Source organism: Microbacterium ginsengisoli (genome assembly GCF_000956535.1).
Lineage (GTDB): Bacteria > Actinomycetota > Actinomycetes > Actinomycetales > Microbacteriaceae > Microbacterium > Microbacterium ginsengisoli.
Genome location: NZ_JYIY01000071.1, coordinates 1 through 20,818, shown reverse-complemented (window position 1 = coordinate 20,818; position 20,818 = coordinate 1). Strand labels below are relative to the sequence as shown.

The 20,818-nt window shown below is 70.7% G+C and carries 23 protein-coding genes and 1 pseudogene; 17 read left to right on the top strand and 7 right to left on the bottom strand.

The window, feature by feature from the left end; genetic code table 11:
• Positions 1 to 145: 145 nt before the first annotated feature.
• Positions 146 to 1,141 (top strand): GTP 3',8-cyclase MoaA, encoded by a 996-nt coding sequence (gene moaA / locus RR49_RS06680; protein WP_045247296.1) that lies wholly within the window; start codon positions 146 to 148, stop codon positions 1,139 to 1,141.
• A 15-nt stretch (positions 1,142 to 1,156) separates the two neighbouring features.
• Here moaA and RR49_RS06675 read toward each other — a convergent pair whose 3' ends face one another.
• On the bottom strand, positions 1,157 to 1,759 hold the full coding sequence (locus tag RR49_RS06675) for a helix-turn-helix transcriptional regulator (RefSeq protein ID WP_045247295.1): 603 nt from the start codon (positions 1,757 to 1,759) through the stop codon (positions 1,157 to 1,159).
• A gap of 51 nt (positions 1,760 to 1,810) precedes the next feature.
• Here RR49_RS06675 and RR49_RS06670 point away from each other — a divergent pair, with 51 nt between their 5' ends.
• Positions 1,811 to 2,737 carry a diacylglycerol/lipid kinase family protein gene (locus RR49_RS06670; RefSeq protein WP_045247294.1) on the top strand — a complete coding sequence of 309 codons (927 nt, stop codon included), beginning with the start codon at positions 1,811 to 1,813 and terminating at the stop codon, positions 2,735 to 2,737.
• Between the two features lie 12 nt (positions 2,738 to 2,749).
• On the opposite strand, the gene RR49_RS06665 is transcribed toward RR49_RS06670, so the two are convergent.
• A complete protein-coding gene (locus tag RR49_RS06665) occupies positions 2,750 to 3,316 on the bottom strand; it encodes a cysteine hydrolase family protein (RefSeq protein ID WP_045247293.1) in 567 nt (188 codons plus the stop codon).
• A gap of 60 nt (positions 3,317 to 3,376) precedes the next feature.
• Between RR49_RS06665 and RR49_RS06660 the strand changes: the two genes are divergently transcribed.
• The 3 genes from RR49_RS06660 (at position 3,377) to RR49_RS06650 (ending at position 7,500) form a co-directional block, all read left to right on the top strand.
• On the top strand, positions 3,377 to 3,814 hold the full coding sequence (locus tag RR49_RS06660) for a MarR family winged helix-turn-helix transcriptional regulator (RefSeq protein ID WP_045247292.1): 438 nt from the start codon (positions 3,377 to 3,379) through the stop codon (positions 3,812 to 3,814).
• Positions 3,811 to 5,223 carry an MFS transporter gene (locus RR49_RS06655; RefSeq protein ID WP_045247291.1) on the top strand — a complete coding sequence of 471 codons (1,413 nt, stop codon included), beginning with the start codon at positions 3,811 to 3,813 and terminating at the stop codon, positions 5,221 to 5,223. Before RR49_RS06660 ends, RR49_RS06655 begins: the two co-directional genes overlap by 4 nt.
• Positions 5,224 to 5,298: 75 nt before the next feature.
• Positions 5,299 to 7,500, top strand: a complete 2,202-nt coding sequence (locus RR49_RS06650; RefSeq protein ID WP_048809125.1) for an ArnT family glycosyltransferase — start codon at positions 5,299 to 5,301, stop codon at positions 7,498 to 7,500.
• On the opposite strand, the gene RR49_RS06645 is transcribed toward RR49_RS06650, so the two are convergent.
• Positions 7,475 to 8,932: an HNH endonuclease signature motif containing protein gene (locus RR49_RS06645; protein WP_048809124.1), complete on the bottom strand. Its 1,458-nt coding sequence runs from the start codon at positions 8,930 to 8,932 to the stop codon at positions 7,475 to 7,477. The two genes, RR49_RS06650 and RR49_RS06645, sit on opposite strands and share 26 nt — an antisense overlap.
• Positions 8,933 to 9,166: 234 nt before the next feature.
• On the opposite strand from RR49_RS06645, the gene RR49_RS06640 reads away from it, so the two are divergent.
• Positions 9,167 to 10,234 (top strand): 2,3-butanediol dehydrogenase, encoded by a 1,068-nt coding sequence (locus tag RR49_RS06640; protein ID WP_045247290.1) that lies wholly within the window; start codon positions 9,167 to 9,169, stop codon positions 10,232 to 10,234.
• 48 nt (positions 10,235 to 10,282) lie between these two features.
• On the opposite strand, the gene RR49_RS15695 is transcribed toward RR49_RS06640, so the two are convergent.
• Positions 10,283 to 10,441, bottom strand: a complete 159-nt coding sequence (locus RR49_RS15695; RefSeq protein ID WP_048809123.1) for a hypothetical protein — start codon at positions 10,439 to 10,441, stop codon at positions 10,283 to 10,285.
• 76 nt (positions 10,442 to 10,517) lie between these two features.
• Here RR49_RS15695 and RR49_RS06635 point away from each other — a divergent pair, with 76 nt between their 5' ends.
• A complete protein-coding gene (locus tag RR49_RS06635) occupies positions 10,518 to 10,901 on the top strand; it encodes a DUF3054 domain-containing protein (protein ID WP_045247289.1) in 384 nt (127 codons plus the stop codon).
• Positions 10,902 to 10,965: 64 nt separating this feature from the next.
• Positions 10,966 to 11,331, top strand: coding sequence for an ArsR/SmtB family transcription factor (locus tag RR49_RS06630; protein WP_045247288.1), 366 nt, complete (start codon positions 10,966 to 10,968; stop codon positions 11,329 to 11,331).
• Here RR49_RS06630 and RR49_RS16105 read toward each other — a convergent pair.
• Complete coding sequence (locus RR49_RS16105; RefSeq protein ID WP_245610961.1) at positions 11,301 to 11,537, bottom strand: hypothetical protein; 237 nt, start codon at positions 11,535 to 11,537, stop codon at positions 11,301 to 11,303. The genes RR49_RS06630 and RR49_RS16105 overlap by 31 nt on opposite strands.
• A 48-nt stretch (positions 11,538 to 11,585) precedes the next feature.
• Between RR49_RS16105 and RR49_RS06620 the strand changes: the two genes are divergently transcribed.
• The 6 genes from RR49_RS06620 to RR49_RS06595 all read left to right on the top strand — a co-directional run bounded on the left by RR49_RS06620 (position 11,586) and on the right by RR49_RS06595 (position 16,457).
• Positions 11,586 to 12,482: a cation diffusion facilitator family transporter gene (locus RR49_RS06620; protein WP_045247286.1), complete on the top strand. Its 897-nt coding sequence runs from the start codon at positions 11,586 to 11,588 to the stop codon at positions 12,480 to 12,482.
• Positions 12,479 to 13,099 (top strand): cation efflux transmembrane domain-containing protein, encoded by a 621-nt coding sequence (locus RR49_RS06615; protein ID WP_048809121.1) that lies wholly within the window; start codon positions 12,479 to 12,481, stop codon positions 13,097 to 13,099. Before RR49_RS06620 ends, RR49_RS06615 begins: the two co-directional genes overlap by 4 nt.
• A 61-nt stretch (positions 13,100 to 13,160) precedes the next feature.
• A complete protein-coding gene (locus RR49_RS06610) occupies positions 13,161 to 13,646 on the top strand; it encodes a hypothetical protein (RefSeq protein WP_045247285.1) in 486 nt (161 codons plus the stop codon).
• The gene (locus RR49_RS06605) at positions 13,643 to 14,731 is read left to right on the top strand and encodes a DNA glycosylase AlkZ-like family protein (RefSeq protein WP_048809120.1); all 1,089 of its coding nucleotides are present in this window, start codon (positions 13,643 to 13,645) and stop codon (positions 14,729 to 14,731) included. The genes RR49_RS06610 and RR49_RS06605 overlap by 4 nt, the downstream gene beginning before the upstream one ends.
• Positions 14,732 to 14,805: 74 nt before the next feature.
• The gene (locus RR49_RS06600; RefSeq protein WP_048809119.1) at positions 14,806 to 16,053 is read left to right on the top strand and encodes a serine/threonine-protein kinase; all 1,248 of its coding nucleotides are present in this window, start codon (positions 14,806 to 14,808) and stop codon (positions 16,051 to 16,053) included.
• Positions 16,050 to 16,457 (top strand): outer membrane protein assembly factor BamD, encoded by a 408-nt coding sequence (locus RR49_RS06595; RefSeq protein ID WP_048809118.1) that lies wholly within the window; start codon positions 16,050 to 16,052, stop codon positions 16,455 to 16,457. Before RR49_RS06600 ends, RR49_RS06595 begins: the two co-directional genes overlap by 4 nt.
• Positions 16,458 to 16,459: 2 nt before the next feature.
• Here RR49_RS06595 and RR49_RS06590 read toward each other — a convergent pair whose 3' ends face one another.
• Entirely contained in the window at positions 16,460 to 17,122 is a 663-nt protein-coding gene (locus RR49_RS06590) for an LON peptidase substrate-binding domain-containing protein (protein ID WP_045247283.1), read from the bottom strand.
• Between the two features lie 139 nt (positions 17,123 to 17,261).
• On the opposite strand from RR49_RS06590, the gene RR49_RS06585 reads away from it, so the two are divergent.
• Both RR49_RS06585 and RR49_RS06580 read left to right on the top strand, forming a co-directional pair.
• Positions 17,262 to 17,837, top strand: coding sequence for a PadR family transcriptional regulator (locus RR49_RS06585; RefSeq protein ID WP_045247339.1), 576 nt, complete (start codon positions 17,262 to 17,264; stop codon positions 17,835 to 17,837).
• 38 nt (positions 17,838 to 17,875) lie between these two features.
• On the top strand, positions 17,876 to 19,591 hold the full coding sequence (locus RR49_RS06580) for an ABC1 kinase family protein (RefSeq protein ID WP_045247282.1): 1,716 nt from the start codon (positions 17,876 to 17,878) through the stop codon (positions 19,589 to 19,591).
• Here RR49_RS06580 and RR49_RS06575 read toward each other — a convergent pair.
• The gene (locus RR49_RS06575; RefSeq protein WP_045247281.1) at positions 19,588 to 20,088 is read right to left on the bottom strand and encodes a hypothetical protein; all 501 of its coding nucleotides are present in this window, start codon (positions 20,086 to 20,088) and stop codon (positions 19,588 to 19,590) included. The genes RR49_RS06580 and RR49_RS06575 overlap by 4 nt on opposite strands.
• A 326-nt stretch (positions 20,089 to 20,414) precedes the next feature.
• Between RR49_RS06575 and RR49_RS06570 the strand changes: the two are divergent.
• Positions 20,415 to 20,818 (top strand): annotated as a pseudogene (locus tag RR49_RS06570) (cation-transporting ATPase); the annotation flags it as partial.

The window sequence follows — 20,818 nt, the reverse complement described above, 5'->3', positions numbered from 1 at the left end:
GGCGGAGCCGTGTCTCGGCTCACTAAGGAGTCTCCCAGCTTGCTGCCGTGAGGCCCCTGGAGCTTCGCCGTGAATAATTGATCCTTTGGCCCGCGCTCGGGGCCGATCGCGTCCCGGGTGGATGCCGCGGCATTAGCCTCGAGACATGACCGCGCCGCTCGTCGACACCCACGGCCGGGTGCACAGCGACCTGCGGATCTCCCTGACCGACCGCTGCTCGCTGCGCTGCACCTACTGCATGCCGGAGCAGGGCAACGAGTGGCTCGCGCGCGAGAGCATCCTCACCGTCGATGAGATCGTGCAGATCGCCGCGGTGGCCGTCGCCGCCGGCGTGAACACCTTGCGCCTGACGGGCGGGGAGCCGCTGCTGCGCCGCGACCTCGCGGAGATCGTCTCCCGCCTGTCGGTGCTCGAAGGGCCCGGGGGACCGGTCGAGGTCGCGATGACGACGAACGGCATCGGGCTCGACCGGCGTCTCCCCGAGCTCATCGACGCCGGGCTCGCCCGCGTCAACATCTCGCTCGACACCCTCCGCCGCGATCGCTTCGCCGCCCTCACTCGTCGAGACCGCCTCGACGAGGTGCTCGCGGGCGTGCGGGGGGCGGCGGCATCCGCTCTCGCCCCGCTGAAGCTGAACGCCGTCGCCATGCGGGGCGTCAACGACGACGAGCTGGTCGAGCTGGTGGAGTTCGCGCTCTCGATCCGGGCTGAGCTGCGTTTCATCGAGCAGATGCCTCTGGATGTCTCGCACACGTGGGACCGCACGCAGCTGGTCACCCGCGAGGAGATCCTCGACGCGCTCGGTGAGCGCTGGCGGCTCGTGCCGGCGGGCGAGCGCGAGCACGCCCCCGCTGAGCGCTTCCTGCTCGATGGCGGTCCGGCATCGGTCGGGGTCATCGCCTCCGTGACTGCGCCGTTCTGCGCGGGGTGCGACCGACTGCGACTGACCGCCGACGGTCAGCTGCGCAACTGCCTGTTCTCGCGGTCAGAGTACGACCTGGTGCCCGTGCTGCGCGGCGGCGCGGTCGGAGACATCGACGAGGTGCTGCGCGCGTGCGTCGCGGGAAAGCGGCGTTCGCACGGCATCGACGAACCCGGGTTCGTGCAGCCGCGCCGCGGCATGAACGCGATCGGCGGCTGAGCCCGGCCGGTCGGGTCAGCGGGTCAGGTGCACGACGCAGTCGTGCGGGTTGCACGACGGGGCCATGCCCTCGACCCGCAGCGGTCCCCGTGCCTGCGCGAGGACGCCGTCCATGAGGTTGAGGTGCACGGCGCACAGCACGGAGCGGTTTCCGCTCTCCGTGCCCGCGTGCGGGCACGGGCTCAGGTCGACGGTGAGCTGGTGCTGGTCGACGACCGGGTCGAAGCCGGCGTCGCCGAGGTCCTCCACGAGCGCGTCGAGCTGGTGCACGGCGTCGTTCTCGAGGGCGTGATCGTCGGTCCAGGGCATGACGCGCCGCATCAGGTCGCCGCGCTCGGCAGCGTCGCGCGCCTTGCGGGCGGCGATCGGGCTCCAGTCCTGCACGCCATCGGCGGCCGAGTAGAGCACGCGCGGGCGGCCGCGCGTCGTGCGCTTCTCGACCTCGGGCACGACGTACCCGCCGTCGATCAGCCGCTGCACGTGCTCGCGCACCGTGTTCGGATGCAGGCCCGTGATCTCGCACAGGTCGCTGATGGTGCGCTGGGGGCTCTCCTGCAGCAGGTGCAGGATGCGCACGCGCGAAAAGCTGGAGATAGCCGAGTATCCGGGGCGGGGCATGGCACGTATTATCCGCCTCCCGTCGGTGATTTGACCAGACAGAATGGGCGTGTGACCCCCGCGCGCATCGGAATCGTGTTCAATCCCAGCAAGATCGAGCGCGAGCAGCTCGAGAAGTCGCTCGCCGCGGTCGGCGTGACGGATGCGTCGTGGTTCGAGACGACTCCGGATGACCCGGGTCAGGGGCCCGCCCGCGCGGCGCTCGCCGACGGCTGCACGCTGGTGATCGCCGCCGGCGGCGACGGCACCGTTCGAGCTGTCGCGGAGGTGCTCGCGGGTACGGACACCGAGCTCGCCATCGTGCCGCAGGGGACCGGGAACCTGCTGGCGCGCAACCTCGGGGTGCCGCTCGGCAGCGTGAAGGCCGCGCTCACCCGGGCCGTCGAGGCATCCGCCCGGCAGATCGACCTCGGCTGGGTCGACATCGACCGTGACGGAGCGATCGAGACCCACGGGTTCGTCGTGATGGTCGGCTTCGGACTCGATGCCCACATGCTCGCCGAGACCAGCGACGACCTGAAGAAGCGCGCCGGATGGCTCGCCTACGTGGAGGCGATGGGCCGTGCGATCTCGGCGACGGAGCTCGTCGGGGTGACGGCGGTCGTCGATGGTGGGGAGGCGGTCGAGGCATCCGCCCACACCGTGCTGATCGGCAACTGCGGCACCATCCAGGGCGGCATCACCCTGTTGCCCGACGCGGCACCCGATGACGGCACGCTCGACCTCCTCGCCGTCAGCGCGACCGGCATGCTCGAGTGGGCGGCGAACCTGAAGGCCGTGGTGTGGGACAACGGTCTGCGTCGCGTGTTCGGGGGTGCCGACGACGCCGTGAGCACGGAGACGATGCGTCACGTGCAGGCGACCCGCATCGAGATCACCCTCGCCGAGCCGCGCGCATTCGAGATCGACGGTGAGGAGATCGGGGAGGTCACCCGCTTCACCGCCCGCATCGATCCGGGCGTGCTCCGCGTGCGCTGAGAGCGCCCCTGCTCACTCCAGTCCGGCGACCCATTCGGCCGCGGTGACGACGGTGCCCTGGCGCGGGAAGACGCGGGTGAGCAGCAGCTCGGACAGCTCGGAGTCGCCGTCGCCGCTCGCGTCGGAGAGCACCGTGAGGCCGTAGTCGAGGTCGAACGCCTGGCGGAAGGTCGAGAGCACGACCCCGCTGGTCGAGATGCCCGCCAGCACGAGATGGGTGATGCCCTGGCCGCGAAGCAGCACGTCGAGGTCGCTGCCGGTGAAGGCGCTGTAGCGGCGCTTGGTGACGATGGGCTCGCTCGGCAGTGGTGCGAGCTCGGCGATGATCTGCGTCGCGGGGCTCTGCTCGGTGAGCGCGTCGCCGGCGGCGGCGGCGAGGGCGGTGAAGGCGACGTTGCTCTGCGGCACCTCGGGGAAGCCGGGCCGGAATGCGACGCGCACGAAGAACACCGGGATGCCGTGGCTGCGGGCCGCGTCGAGGGCGGTGCGTGCGGCGGCGAAGATCTCGGGGCTCCCGCCGCGGGCGACGATCGCGGGCTGGAAGTCCATGAGCAGGAGGGCGGGGCGTGAGGTCGTCATGACGACACGATAAGCAGGCGGAACTGGGCAGGTCAAACTGAACAGGCTAGACTGTCGAATATGACTGCGCACTCCGCCTCCGCCGTGACCGCCGCCCAGGACATCCGGGTCGCGTTCGGTCGACTGCGGCGACGCATGCAGGAGGTCGCCACCGACGACGACCTCACGCCGAGCCAGGCATCCGTCATCGTGAGGCTCAGCAAGGGGGAGGCCGCCACCGCCGCCGGTCTCGCGCAGCTCGAGGGCATCCGTCCGCAGTCGATGGCCGCGACGCTCCTGGCGCTCGAGCAGCGCGGACTCATCTTGCGCACGCCGGACCCGACGGACGGCAGGCGACAGGTCGTCACCCTGACCGCCGCCGGCGCCCAGGTCGAGGAGGGCAACCGCGCCGCCCGCGGGGAGTGGATCGTCGGACGACTCGACGAGGTCTGCACCGAGCAGGAACGCCAGCTGCTGATCCGCGCCGCGGCCGTGCTCGACCGGGTCGCCGACCGGTGACCGGCGCCGTCGCCGTACCCGCCGGGCGGCGTCGCCCGCCGGCCGACCGCTTCGACCGTCGGCTGCTGCCGTCGATGATGCTCGGTGCGATCCTCAACCCCATCAACTCGTCGATCATCGCCGTCGCGCTCGTGCCCATCGCGCTGGCCTTCGGCGCCCCCGCGGCCCAGACAGCCTGGCTCGTCTCGGCGCTCTACGTCGCCACGGCGATCGGTCAGCCGGTCGTCGGTCGCCTCGTCGACAGGTTCGGCCCCCGGCCGGTCTACCTCGTGGGCGTCTCGCTCACCGGCATCGCCGGGATCATCGGCATGCTTGCGCCCGCCCTCTGGGTGCTCGTCGTGGCGCGGGTCATCCTCGGATTCGGCACCTGCGCCGGATACCCGTCGGCGATGTCGCTGATCCGACGCGAGAGCGACCGCGCCGGCATAGCCTCTCCCGCCGGTGTGCTGACGGTGCTCTCCGTCTCGACGCAGACGGTCGCCGTCATCGGGCCCACCCTCGGCGGGCTGCTGATCGGCCTCGGCGGGTGGCGGGCGACGTTCGCGGTCAACATCCCCCTCTCCCTCGCGTGCCTCGTGCTCGGAGCCGTCACGCTGCCCCGCGAGCCGCGCAGAGCGGATGCCGCGTCGCAGCGCCGCCCGTTCGACCTGCTCGGCATCGCACTGTTCACGGCCACCCTCGTGACGCTGCTGTTCTTCCTCATGGCGCCGGCGGTCTCGACGCTGTGGCTGCTCGGGGTCGCGGTGGCCGCGGCATGCCTGTTCGCCTGGCGCGAGCTGCGCGCACACGAACCGTTCATCGACGTGCGGGTGTTCGCCGGGAACGTGCCGCTCATCGTGACGTTCGGGCGCGCGGTGCTCGCCGCGGTCGTGTCGTACGCGTTCCTCTACGGGTACACCCAGTGGCTCGAGGACGACCGCGGGCTCGACCCGACCGCGACGGGTCTGCTGCTGCTGCCGACGTTCGTGGTCGGCATCGCGGTGGCTTCGCTCACCGGGCGGCGCGCCGAGGTGCGCGCGAAGCTGATCGTGGGCGCCGCGGCGCAGCTCGTCGCGTGCGGCATGCTGCTGTTCGCGACGAGCGCGAGCCCGCTCTGGTATCTCGCTGCGATCGGCGTCATCATCGGCATCCCGCAGGGCCTGGTGAACCTCGCCGTGCAGAACGCCCTGTTCCACCAGGCCGACCCCGTCCGCATCGGAGCATCGTCGGGGCTGCTGCGCACGTTCATGTATCTCGGGGCGATCCTCGCGGCTGCGGCATCCGGGCTCTTCTTCCCGGTGCGTGCGGATGACGCGGGGCTGCGCGGGCTCGCGACGGTCATGGTCGTCGCCGCGCTCGTGCTCCTTGCGAGCGCCGTCGCGGACCGCTCGCTGGGGAGCGTGGACCGCCTCGCCCGCGGCGCAGCGTGACGCTCGGCGAGCACACGGCTCGCGCATAGGGTGCGGGCAGAACTTGCGCAGACGCTAACGACAGAGTGGGTTTTCGTGCGTGCCGTTGCCCCCCCTGACCGCGTTCCGCGGGTGCGGCTGCGGCGGCTGCTGAGCGAGCCGTGGCCCGTGTGGACTGCCGTGCTGGTGATGACGGCGGCGTCGGTGGTGTTGATGGTGTGGAACCTCGGCCGCGGCGACAACTTCGCGTTCTATGAGTCGGCGGCGAAGTCGATGTCGGAGTCGTGGCGGGCGTTCGTGTTCGGTGCGTTCGATCCGGGTGCGACCGTGACGTTGGACAAGTTGTCGGGGTTCTTGGTGCCGCAGGCGGCGTCGGCGGCGTTGTTCGGGTTCTCGACGTCGGCGTTGGCGTTGCCGCAGGTGGTCGAGGGTGTCGTGACGATCTGGTGCTGTGCGCTGGTGGGGTTGCGGTGGGGTGGTCGTCCGGCGGCGTTGGTGGCGGCGGGGGCGGCGGCGTCGATGCCGATCTTCGTGTCGATGTTCGGGCATCCGATGGAGGACGGCCTGGTGACGATGGCACTGGCGGTGGCGCTGGTGTGGTGGCAGCGGGCGGTGCTGACGGGCTCGTGGTGGGCGTTGGCGTGGTCGGGCATCGCCGTCGGCGTGGGCTTCCAAGCCAAGATGATGCAGGCGTGGTTCGTGCTGCCGGGCTTGGTGATCGCGCTGCTCGTGCTCGGGGGGATGTCCCGTGTCCGCCGCCTCGCGCGCGCGGGCACCTTCGCCGCGGTCGCGGTCGCGGCGTCGGTGGGGTGGATGGCGATCGTGCAGGTGGTGCCGTCGGGTGTCCGTCCGTTCGTCGACGGCTCGACGAACGACAACCTGTTTGCGATGGTGTTCGGCTACAACGGCATCGACCGGGTGTTCCCGGGACTTGTGCCCGGGGCGGTCGGGCCGGGAGAGCAGTCGGGGGGTGCGACGGCCGCGATCTCCTCGATGCTCGGGAGCACCGGTGGCTTCGCCCTCCATCCCAAGCTGTTCGCCCCCGAGAACCTCACTCAGATCGGGTGGCTCTACCCGGCGGCGGCGGCAGGCATCGTGCTCGCCTTCGCCCGGTGGTGGCCGCGTCGTGACCATCGGTCCGCGGCCGAGAGGGCAGCTTTCGCCACGACGGTTGCGGTCACGCTCTGGCTTGCCGTCGCGGCGGCGGTGCTGACGGCGAGCGTCATGCCGCACACGGCGTACCTCGCCGCGCTCGGGGTGCAGTTGGCCCTCCTTGCCGCGATCGCGTTCTCCCGCGCGTGGACGCTGCAGCGCTCAGGTCGCCGCAGGGACCGTCTCGTGCTTCCCGCGTTGCTCGCCGGCCAGACCGTCTGGGCGGTCGCGCTGGCGTCGTGGGGAGCGATGCCCGCGGTGCTCGCCGTGCCGATGGGGGCGGTGAGCATCTGCGGCGCCGCGGTCGTCCTCACCCGCGAGGTGCGGTCGGGGACGCGGCTCTCGCCGCGCGCCGCCTCCACCGCCGTCGCCGTGGTCGCCGGTCTGGCGCTGCTGGCAGGTCCGGCGCTGTGGAGCGTGCAGGCCCTGGATGCCAGTCGTGACGGCTCGGGAATCGACGCGTACCTCGGCTGGAGACCCCCCGCCGCGGTGGCCGGCGTCGCCTCACCGCGCCCCGCGCGGACGGCCGATGTCTACGGGTTCCCTGTGGCGGCGGCACCCGACACATCGGTTGTCGACCCCGGTGCGACCGAGTCCTTCCATGTCTCGACGCCGAACCTCTGGGGTGGTCCTCCCACGGCATCCACGCCGGTCGACGACCTGCTGCGGGTGATCGCTGCCGATGCGAGTGGTGCACCCGCTCCCGCCGCCGGCACGGGGGCTCCGATCGTGACGGATTCCTGGGCGATCTCGGCGGACATCATCGACACCACGGGGCAGGCGGTGCTCACCGACGGCGGATACTCCGGCGCGGTGCCGGTCTTCACGACCGCGCAGCTGAAGGATCTCGTCGACAACGGCTCGGTGCGCTGGTTCGTCGTGAAGGCCGGTGCCGGCGCGAAGGACCCGGTCGCCCAGTTCGTCGCGCAGCAGCGCTGCACCGTGGTGCGCACGTGGGGCACCGATGCGTCCGTCTCGGCGGGAGCCCTCGGGCTTCTCGCCGACACCCGGTCGTCGGTCGCCAAGAATCTGTCTCCGGTGCTGAACGGGCTGACAGCAGAAGCGGATGCCGCGTCCGCCGCGTCGTCCGCGTCCGCGACGTCGCGCCCCGACCGTTCGTTCACGCTGTGGCAGTGCCGACCATGACCGATTCAGCTGTGACGGTATCGCCCACCACCGGATCGCTGAGGGTGACCCACGGCGGAACGGTGCGAGTGTGGGGCCTCCGCTCCGTCCGCGGACTCCCGGCCCGCTGACTCTCCACATCCCACAGGGGCCGATCGACGGGATCACCGTCGACATCGGGGGCGAAGAACACCCGGCTCGCTGGAGCGTCGCGGTACGCCCGCCCGGTCGGGCTCGTCCACTCGAGCACGCCGTCGCCCCGCTGCACCACAGTCCAGGGCGAGTGATGCTTCAGCGTGTGGTGTCGTCGGCACAGGTGCGCCAGATTGTCGGCGCGCGTCTCCCCGCCGAACTGGTGATCGAGCGTGTGATCGATGTCGCAGGCTGAGACCGGGATGCGGCATCCGGGGAACCTGCAGTGCCGGTCTCTCACGGCGAGATGTCGACGCATCTGGTCGCTCGGCCGGTAGCGATCGACGCCGAGCACCGTGCCCGTGAGCGGGTGGGTCAGGATGCGGTCCCACCCGGGTGCTTCTGCGGCCAGCGCCCGTGCCGTGGGTGCATCGATCGGCACGAGGCCGGCGCCCACCGCACACTCGAACGGGTCATCGACCTCGCCGCCCATCAGCGTGAGCACGGGCACCGTGACCTGCACGTGCGCGCGGATGGTCGCGGCATCCGTCACTCGATCGATGTGAGCCGCGGGGTCGGCGGTCAGCAGCAGGTCGGCGAGGATGTCTGCGCGGAGCTGATCGACCGCGCGTGGTGCGGGCAGGGTCGCCGCATCTTCAGCACGCGCGGCGGCCTCGGTCTCGCTCTGTGCGTGCGCGAGCCGGGTGAGGCGATCATGTACGCCGAACGCGAGCATCGACGGCAGCACGGCGACGAGCTCGGCCATTCCGTCATCGAGCGGCGTGACCCGCACCGAGCGGTCGGCGCGTGCGCGCGCGTGGCGTGCGCACACGGTCTCGTCGCAGAACCGCTCGGCACGTCGTCGGGCCACCGGGGCGAGGCGTGAGGCCGACGTGCTCTCGGCGTAGTCGAGCACCGCGTTCTCGAACTCGTGGCGCAGCTCGGGGTGGGTGATCGGCAGGCCCGCGTCGACGATCACGCGCACGTGGGCCAGCGCGATGCGACCCTGTGCGAGCGCATCGAGTGTGGCCGGGTAGTCGCCCGCGATCGTGCGGGCCTCGCCCAGCCGCCGTTGCACGGTGCGGTCTGAGACACGCCACGCCGCGCCGATCTCCGCGGCCACCGCACGATGCGGAAGGTCGGCATCGGAGGGGGCCGCGGCATCTGTCCACTCGGCCGCGATGGCCTCGGCCTCGGCGAGCTGGCGAACCTCGAGCGCCTGCAGACGGGCGATCTCGCGCCGCGTGCGCTCGAGTCGGGGGAGCAGCGCGGCGAGCCGCGCGGTGGCCCGCTGCTCGGCGTCACGCTGCTGATCGGTCATGTCTCGAGTGTTGCACGGGGTTCCGACATTGCTTCGACTAGCGGCTGCTCCACAGTGTATGATCGACGTATATATAAACGATGCAACAGAATGCAACCTTGCATCCATCCGGTCCCGAGCTCGCTCCCGCCCGCGGGGATAGCGTGGAGAAGACGGAGGATCCCGTCAGCCACTGGGGGGCGGCCGCAAGGCATGATCATCGACCGCTCCACTATGCAAAGGAGCTGAGCGACCATGAAGGCTGCGCGCTACTACGACCGCGGCGACATCCGCATCGAGGACATCCCCGAGCCGGTCGTCGAACCCGGAACCGTCGGCATCGACGTCGCGTTCTGCGGCATCTGCGGAACCGACCTGCACGAGTACCTCGACGGGCCGATCTTCGTCCCCCCTCACGGTCACCCGCACCCGATCTCCCACGAGTCGGCTCCTGTGACGCTCGGTCACGAGATGTCCGGCGTCGTCTACGCGGTCGGCGAGGGTGTCGATGATCTCGCTGTCGGCGATCACGTCGTCGTCGAGCCCTACATCATCGGCGACGAGGTCGACACGAGCTCAGCCAACAACGCGTACCACCTCTCGCACGACATGAACTTCATCGGCCTCGCCGGCCGCGGCGGCGGACTCGCCGAGAAGATCGTCGTGAAGCGCCGCTGGGTGCACCCCATCGGCGACACCATCCCGCTCGACGAGGCCGCGCTCATCGAGCCCCTCTCGGTGGGATACCACGCCTACCAGCGCTCGGGCGCGAAGGCGGGCGACTTCGCCCTGATCACCGGCGCCGGCCCCATCGGCCTGCTGACCGCCGCGGTGCTTCGCGCGCAGGGCATCACGGTCGCGATCTCCGAGCCGAGCTCGCTGCGCCGCCAGAAGGCGCTCGACACGGGCGTCGCCGCGCACGTGTTCGACCCGCGCGAGGTCGACGTCGTCGCCGAGGTGAAGGCCCTCACGAACGGTGTCGGAGCGGATGTCGCATTCGAGGCGACATCCGTGCAGCCCGCCCTCGACACGCTCTTCGACGCGATCAAGCCGACCGGCGTCATCGTCGTCGTGTCGATCTGGGGGCACCCGGGCACGCTCGACATGCAGAAGCTCGTGCTCAAGGAGGTGGACCTGCGCGGCACGATCGCCTACGTGAACAGCCACCCCGAGACCATCGCGCTGGTGCAGCAGGGCAAGGTCGACCTGAAGCCGTTCATCACCGGCAAGATCGGCCTCGACGACCTGATCGACCAGGGGTTCGACACCCTCATCAACCGCAACGAGACCGCGGTGAAGATCCTGGTCGACCCGCGCGCCTGATCGCGTGATGCCGACTCGGCCCGCGGCGAGTGATCGTCGTGGGCCGTGTCAGTGTCGGCGGGCGGTGCGCGCGACGAACAGGAAGGTCGCGAGCGAGCCGAGGGTCGTCAGGGCGGCGACCCAGGGGCCGGGGTTCGTGAGCACCGCGTCGATGAACGCGGCGAGGGTGAGGGCGAGGCCCTGACCGAACTGCGCGAGTGCGTCCATGCTTCATGGTCCCACCTCCGGCGCGCCCAGAGGCTGGATCGGGGAAGATGATCGAGTCGACCGTCGAGGAGTATCCATGTCGCCCCGTCCCGCCCCGCGCACCGTCACCGTCGCGCTCATCGTCGATCTCGTGCTGGTCGTGGTCTTCGCCGCGATCGGGCGCGCCAGTCACCACGAGGACGTCCTCGCGGGGCTCGTGACGACGTCGTGGCCTTTCCTGGTCGGCGCTCTCGCGGGCTGGCTCGTGACCCGCGGCTGGCGGGCGCCGCTCGCGCCGGTGCGTACCGGCATCGGCCTGTGGGTGACGACGGTCGTGATCGGGATGCTGCTGCGCGTCGTGTCCTCGCAGGGCGTCGAGCTCGCGTTCATCATCGTCGCGAGCATCGTGTTGTTCGTGTTCCTGGTGGGCTGGCGATTCGCCGTGCGCGCGATCCGCGGCGGGCGGCGCTCGACCCGCTGAGGTCCCTCGCCCCTCGACGCCGCGGCGTCGCGGGCGACCGATGCGTCGACTAACGTATCTGCGTATGAGTGCAGATAAGCAAGGATGCGGCTTCTCGACCGAGAGTCCGTACGTCGAGCTGGCGGTCGAGGTGTTCGGGATGCTCGCCGACGCGACGCGGGTGCGCATCGTGCTCGCCCTCACGGATGCGGGAGAGCTCTCGGTGAACCACCTCGCCGACATCCTCGACAAGCCGGCCGCCGCCGTGTCGCAGCACCTCGCGAAACTGCGGCTCGCGCGCATCGTCGCCACCCGTCACGAGGGTCAGCGCGTGTTCTACCGGCTGGAGAACGAACATGCGTCGCAGCTGGTGCGCGACGCGATCTTCCAGGCGGAGCACTCGCTCGGCGGCACCCCGCGTCACCACCACGCCGACAGGGTCAGCTCGTGACCGCGCCGCGGCGAGCCGCAGACGGTCGCAGCGCCGAGGATCCTCAGGGGCATCACCGCGGCCACGCCCACGACCACCCGCGCGACCACGACCACCCGCACGACCACGACCACCCGCATGACCATGACCACCCGCACGGTCACGGTCATGACCATCCGCATCATCATGACCACCCCCATGGTGGCATCCGCGGCTTCATCACCCACCTCTTCGTCCCGCACACCCACGATGCCGCGGACTCGATCGACGACGCGATGGAGGCGAGCAGCGCCGGAATCCGGGCCCTCAAGGTGAGCCTGTTCCTGTTGCTCGCCACGACCGTGCTGCAGGCGGCTGTCGTCTCGATCAGCGGGTCGGTGGCTCTGCTCGCCGACACCGTGCACAACTTCTCCGACGCGCTCACCGCCGTGCCGCTGTGGGTGGCGTTCGTGCTGGGGCGCCGGGCGGCGTCGCGCCGCTACACCTACGGGCTCGGGCGAGCCGAGGACCTCGCGGGACTGTTCATCGTGTTCGTCGTGCTCCTGTCCGCCGTCGTCGCGGCCTGGCAGTCGATCGATCGCATGATCCACCCCCAGCCGCTCGAGAACATCGGCTGGGTGATCGCCGCGGGGATCATCGGGTTCGCCGGCAACGAGGTCGTGGCCGTCTACCGCATCCGTGTCGGGAGGCGCATCGGCTCGGCGGCGCTCGTCGCCGACGGCGTGCACGCCCGCACCGACGGCTTCACCTCGCTCGCGGTCGTGATCGGCGGGCTCGGCGTGCTCGCTGGGTTCCCGCTCGCCGACCCGCTCGTGGGCCTCGCGATCTCCGCGGCGATCGTCGTGCTGCTCTGGGGAACCGTGCGCAGCGTCGGTCGCCGGCTGCTCGACGGCATCGAGCCCGAGCTCGTCGACTCGCTCCACCGTGCCGTCGGCGAGACACCCGGGGTTCGCGGCGTGGCACGCGTGCAGCTGCGTTGGGTCGGGCACCGGCTGCAGGGGGCTGTGCGACTCGAGACGGATGCCGCCTCCCTCGCTGATGCGCAGGCGATCGCCGGGCACGCCCGAGAGCGGGCGCGCACGACACTCCGGAGCCTCGACGACCTCCAGGTCGAGATGGTCACGCCCGTCATGACGACAGCTGCCGGACACGTCCACGAGGAGTCGTCGTGACCGATCCGGGCGTCACCCCGCCCGGCGGGATGTCGGAGCGCAGCGATCGTCGCGGCATCCGTCTCGCGGTCACGCTCGAGTGGACGACGCTGCTGTGGAACGTGGTCGGCGTCGTCGTGCTGGCCGTTCTCGCGTGGTCGGCGAGCTCCGTCGCGCTCGCCGGCTTCGGGCTCGACAGCCTGATCGAGATCGGCGCGAGCGCCGTGGTGCTCTGGGAGCTGCGCGGCACGGGCGAGGTGCGGCGTCGTCGGGCGCTGCGACTCATCGGGCTGGCGTTCGTGCTCCTCGCGGGCTACCTCGCCGTGCAGTCGATCGTGGCGCTCGTGACAGTGCATCGACCGGCGCCGAGCCTCGGCGGGATCATCTGGACGGCCGTCACCGCCGCGGTGATGTTCGCTCTCGCCGCGGGGAAGAGCGCGGTCGGGCGCCGCATCGGCAACGAGGTCGTGGTCACCGAGGGCAGGGTCACCCTCATCGACGGGATCCTGGCGGCGAGCGTGCTCGCGGGGCTGCTGCTCGATGCGGTGCTCGGCTGGTGGTGGACGGATGCCTTCGTCGGTGTCGTCATCGTCTTCTACGCCGTCCGCGAGGCCGTGCACATCTTCCGCGAGAGCTGAGACGGCCGCGGCATCCGAGTGCCTGCTTCCGGATGTCGCACGCCGCCGCCATGCTGGACGCGTGGCGATCCGATCCTTCGAGCTGAGCACCCTCGTGCCGGGCGTGCCGGAGCGCGCGGTCGACTTCCTCGCGAAACTCGACGGGCACCGCGGCATGCACCCCTACCTCCACTCGGCCGACGTCGTCGCCCGCGGCGAGGACGGGCGGGGTGTCTGGGCCGACTGGGTGATCGTCGAGCGGCCGACGGTGTGGGGCATCCCCTATTCGATCCGGTTCCCGGCGCGCATGACGCGCGTCTCGCCGACGCTTCTCATCGGTGACGTGCGCGCGGCGCCGGGGTGCACGCTCACCACGACGACGTCCGCGACGCCGACCGAGGCGGGCACGCTCGTGAGCGAGGTCACCGAGGTGACCGCTCCGGCACCGCTCGTCGGCTACATGACCCGTCACGCTCGGCTCGCGCACACGCGCACCTACGGGCTGCTGGCGGGTGAGCTGAACAGGCTGGATGCCGCGGCCTCCGCGCCCGAGGAGGGAGCGGCGTGACCGACACGGTGCAGCTGTCGAACGACGAGGCGCGGCGCATCGCCGTGCGTGCGGCGCTGCTCGACGCGGAGCGTCCGGGCGACGTCGTCGAGGTCGCCGAGCAGCTGGCGATCATCAAGATCGACCCGACGAGCGTGATCTCCACGTGCGAGAACACCATGATGTGGTCGCGCATCGGCTGGTCGTACGAGTCGGGTCAGCTGCAGAAGGCTGTCGAGATCGACCGGCTGCTGTTCGAGTACGACGGCACGTTCCGCCCGGTGAGCCTGCTGCCGCTCATGCTGCCGCGCATGCGGGCGATGCCGCTGCGGGACCGCACCAAGGAGTGGTTGGCCGCCAACCCGATGTTCAAGCACGAGGTGCTCGCGCGGCTGCGAGGCGAGGGGCCGCTGAAGGCGAGCGAGATCCCCGACACCGCGCAGGTCGCCTGCCACAGCGACAGCGGGTGGTACGGGCCGAACCAGGTGCCGCACATGCTCGAGTTCCTGATGCGCACGGGCGAGGTCGCCGTCGTACGGCGCGAGGGACGCACGAAGGTGTGGGATCTCGCCGAGCGGGTGTTCCCGTCTGACCTGCCGCAGTACGGCGAAGAGGAGGCGGCGCGCCTTTACGAAGGGCGACGCCTGCAGGCCGCGGGGCTCGCCAAGCAGAAGTCGCCCTGGAGCGGAGCCGGTACCGCGGGGCTCGCGGCGACGGTCGAGGGCTCGTCGTGGAGATGGCGGGTCGACCCGACCGCGCTCGCCGCCCTCGACGAGGACGCCGGCGGACGGGTGGCGATTCTGAACCCGTACGACACGACGCTGTTCGACCGGCCCCGGCTGCGGGAGCTCTTCGACTTCGACTTCGTGCTCGAGCAGTTCAAGCCGAAGGACCAGCGCGTCTACGGCTTCTTCGCGCATCCGATCCTCGTGGGCGACCGGTTCATCGGCTTGCTCGACGCGCAGATCGATCGCAGCGAGAACGTGCTGCGGGTGAATGCGCTGCACGAGCTGGTGCCGTTCGACGAGGACGAGACCGAGATGGTGAGGGCCGAGCTGTTCGATCTCGGCGAGTGGCTCGGGATGCCGGTGGTCGGCCTGCGCTGAGCGCTCGGGCTGTTGTCAAGCACCGCGGCCGGCGCCGGGGTGTGTGCCAGCATGGGGGCCCGGAGGTGATCCCCGTGGATGACGACACGGCAACCGCACCGCTGGTCCCGGATCTCGGAGTCGCCCTCAGCGGGCGATATGTGCTCGAGGACGTGATCGGCAGTGGCGGCTACGCGAGGGTGTGGCGCGCCAACGACGCACAGCTCGGGCGCACCGTAGCCGTGAAGATGTTCACCCTGGACGGCACTGATCGCTCCGAGCGAAGCCGCGTGGCGAGCGAGACGCGGCTCCTGGCTTCACTCGCGCACCCCAACCTGGTCACTCTGTACGACGCTCAGATCGACGCCGAACCTCCCTACTTAGTGATGGAGTTCATCGACGGCCCAAACCTGCGTGACACCCTCGTTCGCACGGGAGCCTTCTCGCCGGCCCGCACGGCGGACGTGGCCGCACAGCTCGCAGGTGCGCTCGCCGTCATTCACCGGCGAGGCATCGTCCACCGCGACATCAAACCGGCCAACGTCTTGCTGAGGCCCGCTCACACCCCGGGGCATCCGCCGCTCGCAACTCTCGCCGATTTCGGCATCGCCTCTCTCATCGACACCACACGCGTCACCGCGACCGGAACCCTCGTCGGAACGGCGGCCTACCTCAGTCCAGAGCAGGTGAAGGGCGCCAAGCCTGCGACGCCGGCGGATGTCTACTCTCTCGGTCTGCTCCTGCTCGAGGTACTGACCGGCGCGCCAGCGTTCGCCGGGGCGACACCGCACGAAGCGCTCGCCATCCGACTGACGCGCTCCCCGGAGATCCCGGCGGGCATCGCCGACGGCTGGCGCACATTGCTCGACGCGATGCTGCAGATCGAGCCCGAGGCGCGGCCCACGGCGGCCCACGTGGCCGACGCTGCGCTCGCCTTGATGCGTGGCGACGATCTCTCTGGTGCCACCGAGGTGTGGTCCGCGGTGAGCGGGCCGGTCACAGTGCGACCCGATGGCGAGCCTGCGTCTGCGGCAACTGACGACGCACCGCAGAACCTCACCGCGCTGCCTACGGGTGCGCCGACACGTCCCGACCTGCCGCCCGAGCCGTCGGCGGAGGCCACGGCGCCAGGTCAACGGCGCCGAGCCGAGGCGCCTCGCCGGCGAACCTCCCGCTGGGTCGTACCCGCGGTCGTTGCACTGATCGTGGTGATCGGGGTCGTGGTTGTCGCGATCGGTTTCGCCTCTGCGGGCCCGCACCCGACGGTTCAGCCGACCATGCCCGCGGTGCCCGGCGACCTCGGCTCTCACCTGCAGCAACTGTGGACGCAGGTCGGCGGATGAGGCGGACCACCCGTGCCGTGATCATGACGATCGCAGCGCTCGCCCTCGCCGGGTGCGCGAGTCCCTCGCCGTCCCCGGCTGCCGCGCTGCAGGCGCTCGTCGCGGATGCCGCCGAGCAGGCGCAGAGCGGCGACTACGCGGGCGCAACCGCGACGATCGATGACCTCGAGAACCAGGTTGCCGCGGACCGATCGAGCGGCAGGCTGTCGACCGACCGCGCCGATGCGATCGACGCGACGATCGCGCTGGTGCGCGCCGACATCGCGGCGTTGACGGCTCCCGCGAGTCCGACTCCCCGTCCCACCTCCACGACCGTGTCGACCGGCGGCTCCGGCAATCACGGTGACAACGGCAGCAGTGGGAACAACGGGAACGGCAAGGGGAAGGGCAAGGGCGGCGGCTGACCTCAGTCGTCGCGGGGGTCGCCCGGTTCGCCGCCGAAGGCGTCCTCGATGTCGATGGGCGGGGCGGTGACGACGGGCTCCACGTCGAGGGTCAGATCGAGGATGCCGCGCAGCAGCCCGCCCATCGTGGTCGAGCGCAGCAGCGTGTAGCGGTCGAACTCGCCGAGCGGTGCGATCGCGGCCAGCTGCCAGGCGGACTCGACCGGGTCGTCGGACAGCTCGGTGTCGGCGTCCCACTGCAGATCGCGGAACTCCGCCGCGCGGGTGAGCACGCGCCGCACGGTGCGCTCGGCCTCGGCGCGCAGCGGCGCGAGCGCCTCGTCCCACGTGAGCCGGGGAAGGGGTGACGCATCCGCTTGCGGGTACGGGTCGTCGTCGAGCCAGCGGTCGACGACGACGCGCTCGCCGCCGACGGCGATGACGTGCAGGGCATCGGTGCCGCTTGGGTCGACCTTCACGATGCGTGCCATCGTGGCGATGCCCTCGCGCTCCTCGCCGCCGCCGGCCTCCCGACCGCGCGCGATCAGCACGACGCCGAACTGCGGCTCCTCGTCGTCGAGGAGGCGACCGAGCATCGTGAGGTAGCGGGGCTCGAAGATGCGCAGCAGTAGCGGCGTGTGCGGGAACAGCACGGTCCCGAGGGGGAACATCGCCGCGGCATCCATGGCCTCAGTCAACCAGCGGAACGGATGCCGCGGGCCGCCGCGGGCGGATTCGCAGACAGCCGATCATCCCCTTCCTCTTCGACACATCTCGATATATCGTTAACCATCGTTCGATAGTCGAGTGGGCCTGGAGGGCATCATGAGCGGTGGATTCGGTGGCGGCTTCGGCGGGTTCGGCGGCGGACCCCGGGGGTTCGGCGGACGCGGCCCGGGCGGCAACGTGTGGGAGCAGTTCGAGCAGTTGCGCGGTGCCTTCGACAAGCGTGTCGGCATGCGCATGGGTCGCGGCGATGTGCGCGCCGCGGTGCTGGCGCTCCTCGCCGAGCAGCCCATGCACGGCTACCAGATCATCAGCGAGATCGCCGAGCGGTCCGGCGGGGCATGGAAGCCGAGCGCCGGCTCGGTCTACCCGACGCTGCAGCTCCTCGCCGACGAGGGCCTCATCAGCGCCGAGGAGTCGAACGGTCGCAAGACCTATTCCCTCACCGACGCGGGCCGCGAGGCTGCCGAGGAGGCGTCCGAGAAGTCCGCTCCCTGGGAGGCGCCGAGCATCAAGGACGCGTCGGGCTTCGGTGTGCTGCCCAAGGCCGCGGTCGAGCTCGCCCAGGCGGCGGCGCAGGTCGCCCGCAGCGGCACAAAGGAGCAGGCGGAGGAGGCTGCCGCGGTGCTCGATGAGGCGCGGCGTAAGCTCTACTCGATCCTCGCCCAGGCCTGACCGGCGTGCCGCCGGCCCGTCGGCGTCAAGGAGAATCAATGCCTGACGTCGCAGACACGCGCGCCCGTTACCGCCGCATCCTCTGGTTCGCGGCGCGCCAGCTCGCACGCACGTGGTGGTTCGAGCTCTTCCTCCCGCGCGTCGGTCTCGAGCGTCTCGCCGCGCGCGGACGAGCAGAGCGGATGCGCCGCTTCGCGCGTCGCTTCCACGACCTCGCCGTCGACCTCGGCGGGCTCATGATCAAGGTCGGACAGTTCATGTCGTCACGCCTCGACGTGCTGCCGCCCGAGATCACGAAGGAGCTCGAGGGACTGCAGGACGAGGTGCCGGCGGTGCCGTTCGTCGACATCCGTGCCCTCGCCGAGGCGGAGCTCGGGGTGCCGCTCGACGCCGCGTTCGCGTGGGTCGACGAGGTGCCGGTGGCCGCGGCATCCCTGGGACAGGCGCACCGTGCCCGTCTCGCGGGCGCCGTCGCCGACGACATCGGTCTCACCGACGTCGTCGTGAAGGTGCAGCGCCCCGGTATCGACCGCATCGTCGACGTCGATCTCGCCGCGCTCCGGCGGGTGGGCCGCTGGCTCAGCCATGTGCGCATCGTCTCGGATCGCGTCGACATGCCCCACCTCGTCGAGGAGTTCGCGGCGACGAGCCTCGAGGAGATCGACTACCTGCACGAGGCGGCCAGCGCCGAACGCTTCGCCGAGAACTTCGCCGACGACCCCCGGGTCGCGACCCCCGAGGTCGTCTGGGAGCGCACCACGCGGCGCGTGCTGACCCTCGCCGACGTCACCGCGATCAAGATCACCGACGTGGACGCTCTGCGCGCCGCCGGCATCGACCCGGCGGAGGTCGCGCCCGTGTTCGCCGAGGTGATGTTCGAGCAGCTGTTCACCCACGGCTTCTTCCACGCCGACCCGCACCCGGGCAACATCTTCGTGACGCCGGTGCGAGCGGCGGATGCCGCGGCTCCGGGTGAGCCCGCAGCATCCGGCACCGCGGCGCCCGCGCCCGCGTGGAAGCTCACGTTCATCGACTTCGGGATGATGGGCGAGGTTCCCAGCGGCATCCGCTCGGGTCTGCGGAAGCTCCTCATCGCCGTCGCATCGCGCGACGGGAAGGGTCTCGTCGCCGCGATCCAGGACGTCGGCGTGCTGCTGCCATCGGCCGACACCGGCGAGCTCGAGCGCGCCCTGACGCAGCTGTTCTCGCGATTCGGCGGCATGGGGTTCGCTCAGCTGCGCGAGGTCGATCCGCGCGAGTTCCGTGATTTCGCGACCGAGTTCGGCGATGTCGTGCGGTCGCTGCCGTTCCAGCTGCCCGAGAACTTCCTGCTCATCATCCGCGCGATGTCCCTCACCTCCGGGGTGTGCAGCTCCCTCGTCGCCGACTTCAACCTGTGGAACTCCGTCGAGCCGTATGCGTCGAAACTGCTGCGCGACGAGCGCGGCAACCTCGTGCAGGATGTCGCCACCCAGGCGCTCTCGTGGGTCACGACGGCCGTGCGGCTGCCGCAGCGCGTCGACGGCCTTGTGACGCGGTTCGAGCAGGGCAAGGTCGCGCTCGACACCTCTCGGATCGAGCGTCGCGTGAGCAGGCTCGAGCGCATGGGGCGCCGTCTCATCGCGGCGGTCGTGTTCGCCGCGCTGCTGATCACCGGCGCTGTGCTGCATCTGCAGGATCCGGTGTTCGGCACGGTCGTCATGATCGTGTCGGTCGTGCCGTTCCTCGGCGCCCTGATCGGCGGGAGGCGCTAGGCGTCAGTCCCCGGCTCGCGCCCGGCCGGCTTCGGGAACGCCGCGCGCATGTAGTCGGTCTGCAGGTAGTCGGAGACGCCGATGAGGATCAGCGCGAACACGATCTGCTCGGTGATCACCCACAGCGGATAGAGCCCGGGGATCGCCGCGAGCACCAGCGCGATGACGGGAAAGATGCGGCTGAACAGCTGCAGGCGGCGGTAGGCCCAGTACCAGCCGGCGCGAGCGCGCCAGAGGAAGTAGAAGAGCGTCGTGGAGATGCCGAGCACGACGAGGCAGCGCATCCACACGGCGATCGTCACCTCGGCGCCGACGGCGAGCAGGACGACCCCCGTGACGACGGTCGCGATGCCGAGAAGGAAGCACACGACAAGCAGCCAGGCGATCACGGTGAAGGCGCGCCGCACCTGGGGGTCGGTCGACGGCTCGACGCGATGATCGGCGGCACGGCCGCCCGCGATCCGGTCGAGTCGGCGCAGCATCGGTTCGAGTGACATGGTGCTAGCTTAAGCCATACTGAAGGTTGATGGGTGCCGAGGCTCCGGCCTGGGTGTGGAGCCGTTGTCCAGGCCGACCCCCTACCGTGGAGGCCAGCAAGGGGAGTACTCCCGTCTGCGGCGACGCCGTCATTACGGTCACGCGATCGTGACCCGGTGCGCCGGCCCACCCCGGGTGGAGGAGACCTTGGCGTCCGTTGCACGCCGTCCCCGGAGCATCCCTTGCCACTCATCGACCGCACCGCCCGCAGGGCGATCGATGTCGTGCGCTCGCGCCTTCGACGAATGGATGCCGCGGCCGCACCCATCGCCACGAAAGGTTCGAGATGAGCTCCTTCTCCCGTCTGTTCGACCTCGCCAAGAACGCCCTGAACTCCGACGCGGTGCGCGAGGTGCGCCGCTCGGTCGGAGGGCAGGGCGCGGCATCCGCTCGTGATCCGCTCACCCCGCCGCCGGTCCCCGGGCGCGACGCGACGGCTGCATCGTCCGCCGATCGTCAGGCGATCGCGCGCTACGACTACCTGATGCAGACCGCCGACCCGCAGCACATCGAGCAGATCCACCGCGACGCGTTCGCCCGGCTCACACCCGACCAGCGCGGAGTGATCGAGCGACGCATGCGCACCGAGCTGCCCGTGCGCGAGCAGCCGCGCTCCTCATCGCCCGGCGACCTCGCGCGGGCGGCCGGCCGGGCGGAGGCGCAGCGCCCCGGCCGCATGCGGGGCATCCT